Raw genomic sequence first — 10,821 nt, forward strand, 5'->3', positions numbered from 1 at the left:
CGATGGCAACAATTTGCAGATCGCGAGGCCGGCCCGCCGGTCAGCCGCCCCGGACCCACCGAACATGACCCAAGACCCGCGCCTCGACGCGCTCACTGCCTGGCTGCAGGCGCAGTTTCCCGGCCAGACCCTCGACATCCGCCCGGCCTCGGCCGACGCCAGCTTCCGCCGCTATTTCCGGGTAACGCTGCCCGACGGCAGCACCCACATCGCGATGGACGCTCCGCCGCCGCAGGAAAACTGCCGCCCCTTCGTTGCCGTGCAGGCGCTGTTCGAGGCAGCCGGCGCCCATGTGCCGGCGCTGCGCGCGCAGAACGTCGAACAGGGTTTCCTGCTGCTGTCCGACCTCGGCAGCACCACCTATCTTGATGTGCTCGACGCCGAAAACGCCCCGGCGCTCTATTTCGACGCCACCACCGCGCTGATCGCCATGCAGAAAGCCAGCCGGCCCGGCGTGCTGCCCGAGTACGACCGCGACCGCCTGCTGGCGGAGATGGAACTGTTCCCGGTGTGGTACGTCGGGCGCCATCTGAAGGCCGAACTGTCGGAGGCCGAGACGACCGCGCTGTACGAGGTGTTCGACCGCATCCTCGACGTGAATCTGGCCGAGCCGCAGGTGTTCGTGCATCGCGACTACCACAGCCGCAACCTGATGGTGACGATGCCCAACCCCGGCGTGCTCGACTTCCAGGACGCCGTCTACGGCCCGATCAGCTATGACCTGGTCAGCCTGTTCAAGGACGCCTACATCGCCTGGGACGAGGAGCAGACGCTGGACTGGCTCATCCGCTACTGGCAGGACGCAAAGCGCGCCGGCCTGCCGGTGCGCGAGGACTTCGCCGACTTCCACCGCGACTACGAGTTCATGGGCGCACAGCGCCACCTGAAAGTGCTCGGCATCTTCGCCCGCCTGTACCACCGCGACGGCAAGGACGGCTACCTGAAAGACATGCCGCGCGTGATGAAGCATCTGCTTGCCACTGCCAGCCGCTACCGCGATCTTGCGCCGCTGGCCAGGCTGCTCAACCGTCTTGAAGGCATCACGCCGCAGGCCGGCTACACCTTCTGATGAAAGCGATGATCCTCGCCGCCGGCCGCGGCGAGCGCATGCGCCCGCTGACCGACCACCTGCCCAAGCCGCTGCTCGAAGTCGGCGGCCGGCCGCTCATCGTCTGGCATATCGACGCACTGCGGGCGGCCGGCATCACCGACCTTGTGATCAACCACGCCCACCTCGGCCACAAGCTGGTCGAGGCGCTCGGCGACGGAAGTGCGCTCGGCGTCCGCATCGCCTGGTCGGCGGAACCTGCGGGCGCACTGGAAACCGCGGGCGGCATCGCGCACGCGCGCCAGCTGCTCGGCGACGCTCCGTTTGTCGTGGTCAATGGCGACATCTGGTGCGACGCCGACTTCGCGGCCCTCGCGCGGGCCGCATCGGTGCTGCACACCGACGGCGACCTCGCCCACCTGCTGCTGGTGCCCAACCCGCCACACAATCCGGGCGGCGACTTCGTATTGCGTAACGACCGCCTATACGACGAGAACGACGGCCGGCTCACCTTCTCCGGTATCGGCGCCTATCACCCCTCGCTGTTCGACGGCCTCGATCCGGACGCGCCGGCAAAGCTCGCGCTGCTGCTGCGGGCGGCGATGCGCGAAGGCCGCGTCGGCGGCGCGCTGCACCGCGGCCACTGGCACGACGTCGGCACGCCGAAGCGGCTGACCGAGGTCGACGCGCTGGCGCGCAAGGACGGCTGAAACCGGTCAGGCGGCCAGCGGCAGACGCAGATCGATGTGCATGCCGCCACCGTCCGCATCGCGCAGTTCGATGTCGCCGCCCAAGCGCTCGACCACCTCGCGCACGATGGCCAGACCCAGCCCGGTACCGCTGCCCGCCGATCCGGGAATGCGGAAATACGGCTCGAACACGCGCTCGCGCAGTTCAGGCGGGATACCCGGCCCGGCATCGATGACGGCCAGGCGTGCCACGTCTCCATCGCGCGCCAGGCGCACGGTGATGGTCGTCCCCGGTGGTGCATAACGCTGCGCGTTGTCGATCAGGTTGCCCGCCATGCTGGACAGGCCCGTGGGGTCAGCACGCATGATCAGCGGATCTCCGCAGCTTTCGAAGGCCAGCAGATGGCCGCTCGATTCGCAGGCGGGCAGCCGCTGCGCCACCGCGTCGGACACCACGTCGCGCAGAGACACCGCCATGTCGTGCGTGGCGCGGCCGGCGCGACTGTGCGCCAGCATCTGCTCGGCCAGATGTACGGTGCGCGCCACCCCTTCGAGCAGGCTGTCGAGCGACTTGTCGCGCTGTATCGCGTCTTCCGCGCGACGAGCGTTCTGCGCGTGGATGCGCAGCGCGGCCAGCGGCGTGCGCAGTTCGTGCGCGGCGGAATCGATGAAGCGCCGCTCGCGTTCCAGCGTGTTGCGCACCCGCGCGAACAGCGCGTTCAGCGCACCCAGCACCGGCATCATTTCGCGCGGCACGCGCGACAGCGTAAGAGGCTGGTCGTCCTGCGGGCGGCGGGCCGCGATGCGCTCGGTCATTTCGGACAGCGGGGCCAGACCGTAGCCGATCAGTAGCGCGTTGAGCAGCAGCACGACCACCAGTCCGACCAGCAGCGGCGCGCCGGTGGCCCAGCCCAGCTTGGCCGTCAGTTCGGCGCGCGCGTCGGTGCGCTCGCCCACCTGTACCCACACCTCTCCGGCCCGCAGCACGAACACGCGCCACATGCCGTCGTCGAGGTCGTGGTCGCTGAAACCGGGCTTCATCGGTGCAAACGGTTTCTCCGGTGCCGACGACGAGCGCGCCAGCAGGCGATGAGCGGCGCCGCCGAAATCGACGCTCCACACCTGATAGGCGATATGCGTCTCGTACTCGTGTCCGAGCGGCGTTTCGACATCGTGATGACCGAACAGCCACTCCTGCAGTATCCACAGCAGTGCGAAACCCGGCTTTCCGGCCAGTTCGGCGTCATGCTCGTGCGCCATGTCGGCCAGCGGCCCCGGCAGTGACATGACCAGCGGGGCATTGATGGTGGCGTGCTCGACCTGTTGCGCGAGCAGACTTTCGAGCACACGCGCCGAGGTGGCCAGACGCGCATCGAACAGTTCATCCGCCTCATCCTGTCCGGCCATCACCGCCAGCACCGCGGTGGTGCCGATCACGCACAGAAGGATGATGGCGCTGCCGGCCAGCAGCAGCGCGCGTATCGACATGCCGCGGAACGGCCGCATCACTTGCCCTGCCGCGTCGCTGGCAGCGGGTCGATCACGTAGCCGACACCGCGCACGGTGCGTATCAGTTCGGGGTGGAATTTCTTGCGCAGATTGTGGATGTGCACATCCAGCGCATTGCTTTCGAGGTCACTGTCCCAGCCGTAGATGTTCTCCACCAACTGCTGCCGGCTCAGCACGTGGCCGATGTTCTCCAGCAGGCGGCGCAGCACCATGAACTCGCGCCGCTGCAGGTCGACCGGCCGGTCGTCGATGCTCACCGTCAGCCCGGCGGTATCCAGCGTGATGTTGCCGTAGCGGATCAGGTTTACCACGGTACCACGGGTGCGCCGTTCGAGCACCCGCAGCCGGGCCAGCAGTTCGTCGAGGTCGAAGGGCTTGGTCAGATAGTCGTCGGCGCCAGCGTCCAGCCCGCCGATGCGCTGCGCCGTCGTATCACGGGCGCTGAGCACCAGCACCGGCGTCGTGACGCCGGCCTCGCGCGCGCGCCGCAGCACGTCCATGCCGTCAAGCCGCGGCAGGCCGAGGTCGAGCACCGCCATGTCTACGCCGCCGCCGCGCAACGCGGCCAGCGCCTGCGCGCCGTCGCGCACCCACTCGACCGTGTAGCGCGCACGTTCGAGCGCATCACGGATACCGGCACCCAGCAACTCGTCGTCTTCAACCAGCAGAACCTTCATCGGTCTGGACACGCCGTAACGGAAAGCCGTCATTGTCGCTCCAGGCGAACGTTCGTGCAGTACATCGACTTACTTCAGCTTCTCGCGCACCTTGACCAACAGCGCCTCGATCTCCTTGCGCCGCCCTTCGTCGGCCAGCGGACGGTTCGGGCGGGCCGGCGCCTGCAGCGCCGCTTCGAGCGAGGCGCGCGCCTTCTCGTACTCGCCGTTGCGGTACAGGAAGTCGCCCATGAAGTAGTTGCTGTCGATGCCCTTCGGATTGATGGCCAGGGCCTTGGTCAGCAGTTCGCGCGCCTTGTCCTTGTCGCCGAAACCGATCGGCCAGCCCGGCACCTGGTAATAGAGCGAGCCGAGGCTGGTGTAGGCCGATCCGTCGAGCGCGTTCGGGTTCTTGGCCAACGCTTTTTCCAGCGCCGAGCGCGCATCCTTGACCAGCGACAGCGCCCCCAGCCCGCCCTTCGCGCCGGCGTGGCTGGCGACGATGATGCCGTACCAGATGTCCGCTTCGGCGCGGTCCGGATGTTCGGCGCGCACCGCCGCCGCTTCCTTGCTCAGCGCCTCGAAAGCCTGTTCCTGCTTGTCGGCCGGTTGCCGGTACTTGATCTGTTCCCACTCGGTCTGCAGCTTGGCGACCGACTCGTCCACCCCGGCGAAGGCCGGTGCAATGACCAGTGCTGCGAACAACGCGCACGAGGCGCGAAAGAATGCGTTCACGATTTGACTCCCTGTTGTGCGTGACGACGGATGACGGACAGCTGCTTCGCCAGGCTGGAATCGACCAGCGAAGGCAGCAGGCGGTTGATGCGGACGAACAGCTTTTCGGGCCACCCCAGATGGCGCTCGGCGCGTGCACCGTCGAGCAGCTTCAGCAGCTCGACGGCGACGTCTTCCGGAGCGTCGCTGGCAACGCCAAGCTCGGCATTCAGTGCCACCTGGGCCGGGCTGTTCAGCGCGGTACGGGTGGCGCGCGGCGCCAGATAGCGCAGCTGCACGCGGCTGCCGGCCAGTTCGCGGCGCAGCGCTTCGGTGAAGCCGCGCAGTGCGAACTTGCTGGCGCAGTACGCGACGCTGCCCGGGTGGCCGATGTCACCGAGGATGGAGCCGACGTTGACCACCTGCGCCCGCGCCTGACGGTGCAGCGCAGGCAGCAACGCGTGCGTCAGCAGCATCGGCGCGACGACATTGGTGTGCACGATGCGTTCGATCTGCGCGTCCGACTGGTCCTCGAACCAGGCCAGCTCGCTGACACCGGCATTGTTGATGAGCAGGTCAGGCCCGCCCGGCAGCGCCTCGGCAGCGATCACCACGGCGGCGCGTCCGGCGGCCGTGCCGAGGTCGGCGACAACGCTACGCACCTGCGTGCCGGGTGTGCGACGCACCAGATCGTCGGCCAGCGCAGCCAGCTTCACCGGGTCGCGACCGACCAGCAGCAGCGCGGCAGCGCGCGGCGCCAGCGCGTGCGCCATCGCACTGCCGATGCCGCCGGCCGCGCCGGTCAGCACGATCTTCAATCCGGTGGTCATGCCGCGCACGCCTCGTCGCAGGTGGGCAACGCGCGGAAGATGTCGCCGTAAAGACGGAACATGACACGCGCGACGTGAATGACCGCCTGCCGGTCGTCCTCGTCGTCGAGGCCATCCATCAGCGTGGCGAAGAAGCGCACGTGGTCCTGGTCCAGGCTGCCGTGCGAGTTCAGGTAGGTGAAGGCGGCCGGCGGCAGGCGCAGCGTCTGCGCGATGCGCTCGGCGGCGGTGGTCGCGATCTGCACGCTCGTGCCTTCGAGCACGTGCACCATGCCGAAGAAGCCGACCGGATTCTTGCGTGCGATGCAGTCGTAAGCATAGGACACCATCAGTTCGGTCTCGATGGCGGGTTCGGACATGCGCGCCGCTTCGCGGTCGCCGCCGCAGGCGACGATGTCGTCGAGTATCCATTCCTCGTGGCCGATTTCCTCATCGATGTACTCGGCCACGGCGCGGCGCAGCGACTCATGCTTCGCCGGCAGTCGGGCGCCGCAGGCCATCAGCAGCGGCACCGTGTGGCGCACGTGGTGGAAGGCTTCGCCGAGGAAGGCGCGGTACTGGCGCAGCGTGACGCGGCCGGCCAGCGCGTCCTGGATGATGGGTGCGCTCAGCAGGTGGGCGCGTTCGGCAGCGGTTTCGTGTTGCAGGCGTTCATGAAAGGACATGTCGGTTCTCTCCGCGGGCTTCCCCGCATTCGTACAGATCGGCGATGCGTTCGCCGTAGCAGGACCACACCGCGTCACGGCGCACGCGGCCGTTGTCGGTCGCCAGACCGTTGGCGGGGGAAAAGGGGGATTCGGCGCGCAGGTACACGCCGATGCGTGCGTAGTCGGGCAGGCGCGCGTTGGCGGCAGCGACCGCGGCATCGAGGGCCGTGGCCGGCAAATCGCCGCGCGGCACGATGACCGCGGCAAGCGTCGGCCGCGCCTCGCCGAAGACGACCACCTGCGCCACCGCGGGCGAGGCGAGCAACTCGGCTTCCGGCCACTCGGGCGACACGTTGCGGCCGAAGCTGGTGATGATCTGGTGCTTGAGCCGGCCGGTCACGTGCAGCCGCCCGGCCGGGTCCAGGTGGCCGATGTCGCCGGTCGGCAGAGGTCCGTCCGGCAGCGCCGGCGCACCGAGATAGCCGGGCAACCGCGGGCCATCGACCAGGATCTCGCCGCGCGCCGACAGTGCGACACGCAGATGCGGCAATACTCGCCCGACGGCGCCCGGCGGATCCGACGGCAGATTGAGCGCCACCACCGACCCCGCTTCTGACAGCCCGTAGCCCTCGCAGGCCGGAATGCCGAGTGCGCGCGCCCGCGCGATCAGGTCGGGCGACACGCGCGCGCCACCAACCGCCACCAGCTTCAGCCCGCGCGGTAATGGCAGCCCGGCATCGACCGCCGCCACCAGCGCGGTAAGCATCTGCGGCAGCAGGATGAGGCTGTCGGGCTGCCAGCGTTCGAGCGCCGCCAGCGCCGCACGCACGTCGAAACGGCTGGAGCCGCTGAGGCCGACCTCGGCCAGCGGCGGCACGACGCACTGCGCGCCGGCCAGCCAGGCCGCATCGGCGCCAGCGACGTTCTCCAGCAGCACGGCCAGCGGCAGCATGCAAAGGTGGCGACGGATGCCGAGCTCACGCGCGATATCGGCCACCGACCGGCTGACCGCCGACAGCTGCTCCGCGCTCAGGCATACGCCTTTTGGTTGACCGGTGGTACCCGAGGTGAAGGTGATCTTGGCTGTCCCCGACGGCAGCGTTACCGCCGACGCGTCACTGCGGCAGAAGAGTGACAGCGCGGCGGGTCGGGCCGGCGCGACACATCCGGCGCCGAGCACGGCGGCGCGTGCCGCGTCGTCGGTCAGCAGCAGGCGCACACCGGCCGCGTCGAGCGCGTGCCGGCACTGATCGTCGGTGAAGAAGGTGGGCAGCGGCAGCAGCACGCGCCCGGCCAGGCGTACCGCGCGGTCGGCAATCAGCCAGTCCGGCCCGTTGTCGGCGAGCAGCGCGACGACTTCGCCGTCGTGCGCACTCAGTTCGCGCGCCAGTGCGTCGACGCGCGCGGCCACAGTGCCAGCGTCGAGCACGCCATCGCAGCCAGCGAATGACGGCGACTGCTGTTCGCCGCTCATGCCGCCTGCTCACCCACGGTGTGCAGGCCGCTGACGATGCGGCCGACCATGACGGTCGGGCTGTTGCGGTAATAGCTGCCCCAGCCCTCTTCGCCGTCGTGCAGCCGCGCCGGATCGGCCGGCGCCACCGGGAAGATGGGAATGCCGAGGCGGACAAAGGAATTGGCCAGTGCGCGTGTGGCGGTGAACACCACGTAGTCGAGTCCGCGCGCGTACAGGTGGCGGGTGGCCAGCGCGATCAGCCGCCGCCCCATGCCGGCCGACGTCGCCGCCATATTGCCGACCTCGGCCAGCGCCGCACGCGCAACCGGCTCGCGCAGCACCGCCGACAGCGCCTGTTCAAGCGGCAGGTCGAGATACTGTTCGACGAACACATGCGGTCTTGCCACCGGCAGCGAATAGCCGAGCGCCGCCTGCCACTGGCCGTCGGCACCGCGTACACCGAGCAGGGTGTCGGCGAAATGCCGGATCACCGCGCCGTAGCTGCGGAAGAAGCAGCCGGCGATGAAACGTTCGAGCGAGGCCCGCGCCGGGTGGCCGTGGCCGACCACTTCCAGAACGGGTTCGCCCTCTTCGTCCGGCATACGCAGCCCGATCACGCAGGCGCGCAGCGAAGCGGCGCCTCCGGAACGGGCCTGCAGCGGGGTCAGTGCAATCAGCGCGGCGGTGTGCGGCATCGCTTGCCTCCTTTTCGATGGAGGCATGCTCGGGGCTGAAGATTAACCGGCCCTTAACTGTCCTGGCCGGCCTGCAACAGAACGTTTCCGGCGCCGGAAGCCCTAAACTCACGTCCTGAACGAAAGCCGGAACCCGACATGCATCCCTATTCCGAACGCCGCGCCCGCCTGATCGAACGCATGGGATCGGGCGTGGCCGTCATTGCCACCGCCCCCGAACGCGCTCGCAACCGCGACACCCACTACGGCTACCGCCACGACAGTTATTTCTACTACCTGACGGGTTTTGCCGAACCGGAGGCCGTACTGGTGCTGATCGCCGGCGACAGTCCGCGCAGCATCCTGTTCTGCCGCGAGAAGAACGAGGAAAGGGAAATCTGGGACGGCTGGCGCCATGGCCCGGACGCCGCGCGCGAGAAATTCGGCTTCGACGAAGCCCATGTGTATGCCGAACTGGACGCGACGCTGCCCGAGCTGCTGGCCAACCAGCCGCGCCTGCACTACGTGATCGGCGAGGACGCAGCGTGGGACCAGCGCATGATGGCGGCGCTGAACGCGGTGCGCGCGCAGGTGCGTGCCGGCCGTCAGGCGCCGTCCGAACTGCTGGACATCCGCCAGCCGCTGGACGACATGCGGCTGATCAAGGACCTGCACGAACAGGCGCTGATGCGCCGCGCCGCCGACATTTCCGCCCGCGCCCACCGGCGGGCGATGCAGGCCACCCGCCCGGGCGCGATGGAATACGAAATCGAGGCAGAAATCCTGCACGAATTCCGCCGCAGCGGTTCGGAAGCGCCGGCCTACGGTTCCATCGTCGCCGGCGGCGCCAATGCCTGCGTGCTGCACTACGTGTCGAACGACGCCGAACTGCACGGCGGCGATTTACTGCTTATCGACGCCGGCTGCGAACTGGGCGGCTACGCCTCGGACATCACCCGCACCTGGCCGGTCAGCGGCCGCTTCAACGCCGCACAGCGCGACGTCTACCAGCTGGTGCTGGATGCACAGACCGCCGCCTTCGCCGAAGTGAAGCCGGGCGCGCGCTTCATCGACTACCACGACGCCGCGGTCAAGGTGCTGGCGCAGGGCATGCTGGACCTCGGCTTGCTCAAGGGTTCGCTCGACGAAGTGATCGACAAGGGCGACTACCGCCGCTTCTACATGCACCGCACCGGCCACTGGCTGGGCATGGACGTGCATGACGCGGGCGAGTACCGCCCGCGCGGCGGCGGCCCGAACGAATGGCGCACGCTCGAAGCGGGCATGGTGCTGACGGTCGAGCCTGGCTGCTACATCCGCCCGGCCGACGACGTACCCGAGGCCTTCTGGAACGTCGGCATCCGCATCGAGGACGACGTCATCGTCACCGCCGACGGCTGCGACATCTACACCGCCGCCGCGCCCAAGACCATCGCTGACATCGAAGCCGTGATGGCCGAGGCGCGCGGATGAGCGAGGTCGTCGTCGCACCGCCGCTCGATGCCTTCATCGTCGGCGCCGGCCCGGTCGGGCTGGCCGCCGGCTGCGCCTTGCGCGCCGCCGGTCTGCAGGTACTTGTCGCTGATGCCGGCCCGGCCGAGCGCGCGCTGGAAGACACGCGGGTGATCGCGCTGTCGGCCGGCTCGCGCGACATCCTGCGCACGCTGCAGGCCTGGCCGGCCGCCGACGCGACGCCGATCGGCACCATCCACATTTCGCAGCGCGGTCATTTCGGCCGCACCGAACTGCGCGCCGCCGACTACGGCCTCGACGCGCTGGGCCACGTCGCCCGCGCCGGCACCGTGGTGCGTGCCTTGCGCAGCCGCGCGCAGGCGCTCGGGCTCGATGTGCGGCACGCGCTCGCCGTCACCGGCGCACGCGAGGACAGCGACTTCGTGCAGGTTGACACCGCCGCCGGCACCTTCCGCACCCGTGTGCTGATCTGGTGCGAAGGCCGCATCGCCGACGACGAGGCGCTGGCGCGCAGCCGCGACTACGGCCAGCACGCGGTGATCGCGCTGGCGACGCCGGCGCGTCCGCACGGTCACGTCGCCTACGAGCGCTTCACGCCGGACGGTCCGGTCGCGCTGCTGCCCTGCGGCCGCGACTACGCCGTCGTATTCACCTGTGCGGCGGCCGAAGCCACCGCACTGCGCGACGAACCGGATGCGCAGTTCCTCGCACGGCTGTCGGCCGCGCTCGGCGGCCGCGTGCAGTTCTCCGCGCTGTGCCCGCGCAGCGCCTGGCCGCTGACGCTGCGCATGCGCGCCGAGGTCGTACGCGGACATCAGGTGTGGCTGGGCAATGCCGCCCAGACGCTGCATCCGGTGGCCGGCCAGGGGCTTAACCTCGCGCTGCGCGACGTCGGCCAGCTGGCCGAGTGCCTGCTGCCGGTGCTGGCACGCGGTGAGGGCGATATTGCCGACGTGCTCGAACGCTACGGCCGGCTGCGCCGCACCGATCGCGCAGCGACTGGCGGTTTCACCGACGCGCTGGTGCGTATCTTCGGCATCGGAGCCGGCCATCCGCTGCTCGGCCCGCTCGCCGGTCACGCCCGCGGTGCCGCGCTCGCCCTGCTCGACGCCTGTCCGCCGGCGC

General features: G+C 69.3%; 11 protein-coding genes. 4 read left to right on the forward strand and 7 right to left on the reverse strand.

Going from position 1 to position 10,821, the window contains the following annotated elements; genetic code table 11:
- Positions 1-64: 64 nt before the first annotated feature.
- Both AC51BJ_RS14445 and murU read left to right on the forward strand, forming a co-directional pair.
- Positions 65-1,069 carry an aminoglycoside phosphotransferase family protein gene (locus AC51BJ_RS14445; RefSeq protein ID WP_496280690.1) on the forward strand — a complete coding sequence of 335 codons (1,005 nt, stop codon included), beginning with the start codon at positions 65-67 and terminating at the stop codon, positions 1,067-1,069.
- An 8-nt stretch (positions 1,070-1,077) separates the two neighbouring features.
- Positions 1,078-1,758 (forward strand): N-acetylmuramate alpha-1-phosphate uridylyltransferase MurU, encoded by a 681-nt coding sequence (gene murU, locus AC51BJ_RS14450; protein ID WP_496280695.1) that lies wholly within the window; start codon positions 1,078-1,080, stop codon positions 1,756-1,758.
- Between the two features lie 6 nt (positions 1,759-1,764).
- On the opposite strand, the gene AC51BJ_RS14455 is transcribed toward murU, so the two are convergent.
- The 7 genes from AC51BJ_RS14455 to AC51BJ_RS14485 all read right to left on the reverse strand — a co-directional run bounded on the left by AC51BJ_RS14455 (position 1,765) and on the right by AC51BJ_RS14485 (position 8,244).
- The gene (locus AC51BJ_RS14455) at positions 1,765-3,243 is read right to left on the reverse strand and encodes a sensor histidine kinase (RefSeq protein ID WP_496280691.1); all 1,479 of its coding nucleotides are present in this window, start codon (positions 3,241-3,243) and stop codon (positions 1,765-1,767) included.
- Entirely contained in the window at positions 3,243-3,923 is a 681-nt protein-coding gene (locus AC51BJ_RS14460; protein WP_496280696.1) for a response regulator, read from the reverse strand. Before AC51BJ_RS14460 ends, AC51BJ_RS14455 begins: the two co-directional genes overlap by 1 nt.
- A gap of 69 nt (positions 3,924-3,992) precedes the next feature.
- Positions 3,993-4,637, reverse strand: a complete 645-nt coding sequence (locus tag AC51BJ_RS14465) for a tetratricopeptide repeat protein (protein WP_430435070.1) — start codon at positions 4,635-4,637, stop codon at positions 3,993-3,995.
- The gene (locus AC51BJ_RS14470; protein WP_430435071.1) at positions 4,634-5,446 is read right to left on the reverse strand and encodes an SDR family oxidoreductase; all 813 of its coding nucleotides are present in this window, start codon (positions 5,444-5,446) and stop codon (positions 4,634-4,636) included. Before AC51BJ_RS14470 ends, AC51BJ_RS14465 begins: the two co-directional genes overlap by 4 nt.
- Positions 5,443-6,111: an iron-containing redox enzyme family protein gene (locus tag AC51BJ_RS14475; RefSeq protein WP_496280692.1), complete on the reverse strand. Its 669-nt coding sequence runs from the start codon at positions 6,109-6,111 to the stop codon at positions 5,443-5,445. Before AC51BJ_RS14475 ends, AC51BJ_RS14470 begins: the two co-directional genes overlap by 4 nt.
- Complete coding sequence (locus tag AC51BJ_RS14480) at positions 6,098-7,567, reverse strand: AMP-binding protein (protein ID WP_496280693.1); 1,470 nt, start codon at positions 7,565-7,567, stop codon at positions 6,098-6,100. The genes AC51BJ_RS14475 and AC51BJ_RS14480 overlap by 14 nt, the downstream gene beginning before the upstream one ends.
- Positions 7,564-8,244, reverse strand: coding sequence for a thermostable hemolysin (locus AC51BJ_RS14485; RefSeq protein ID WP_430435073.1), 681 nt, complete (start codon positions 8,242-8,244; stop codon positions 7,564-7,566). The genes AC51BJ_RS14480 and AC51BJ_RS14485 overlap by 4 nt, the downstream gene beginning before the upstream one ends.
- Positions 8,245-8,382: 138 nt before the next feature.
- Between AC51BJ_RS14485 and pepP the strand changes: the two genes are divergently transcribed.
- Together pepP and AC51BJ_RS14495 are read left to right on the forward strand one after the other, a co-directional pair.
- The gene (gene pepP / locus AC51BJ_RS14490; protein WP_430435074.1) at positions 8,383-9,696 is read left to right on the forward strand and encodes a Xaa-Pro aminopeptidase; all 1,314 of its coding nucleotides are present in this window, start codon (positions 8,383-8,385) and stop codon (positions 9,694-9,696) included.
- Positions 9,693-10,821, forward strand: a 1,129-nt coding sequence (locus tag AC51BJ_RS14495; protein WP_496280694.1) for an FAD-dependent monooxygenase, incomplete at its 3' end; no start/stop codon positions are given. The genes pepP and AC51BJ_RS14495, both read left to right, overlap by 4 nt.

The organism is Methyloversatilis sp. S146-33, assembly GCF_059552495.1.

Bases quoted from the DNA above. Each gene is read 5' to 3' on its own strand.
- AC51BJ_RS14485 (WP_430435073.1), bottom strand. From the start codon at position 8,244: ATGCCGCACACCGCCGCGCTGATTGCACTGACCCCGCTGCAGGCCCGT.
- AC51BJ_RS14445 (WP_496280690.1), top strand. From the start codon at position 65: ATGACCCAAGACCCGCGCCTCGACGCGCTCACTGCCTGGCTGCAGGCG.
- AC51BJ_RS14470 (WP_430435071.1), bottom strand. From the start codon at position 5,446: ATGACCACCGGATTGAAGATCGTGCTGACCGGCGCGGCCGGCGGCATC.
- AC51BJ_RS14475 (WP_496280692.1), bottom strand. From the start codon at position 6,111: ATGTCCTTTCATGAACGCCTGCAACACGAAACCGCTGCCGAACGCGCC.
- murU (WP_496280695.1), top strand. From the start codon at position 1,078: ATGATCCTCGCCGCCGGCCGCGGCGAGCGCATGCGCCCGCTGACCGAC.
- AC51BJ_RS14460 (WP_496280696.1), bottom strand. From the start codon at position 3,923: ATGAAGGTTCTGCTGGTTGAAGACGACGAGTTGCTGGGTGCCGGTATC.
- AC51BJ_RS14455 (WP_496280691.1), bottom strand. From the start codon at position 3,243: ATGCGGCCGTTCCGCGGCATGTCGATACGCGCGCTGCTGCTGGCCGGC.
- AC51BJ_RS14480 (WP_496280693.1), bottom strand. From the start codon at position 7,567: ATGAGCGGCGAACAGCAGTCGCCGTCATTCGCTGGCTGCGATGGCGTG.
- pepP (WP_430435074.1), top strand. From the start codon at position 8,383: ATGCATCCCTATTCCGAACGCCGCGCCCGCCTGATCGAACGCATGGGA.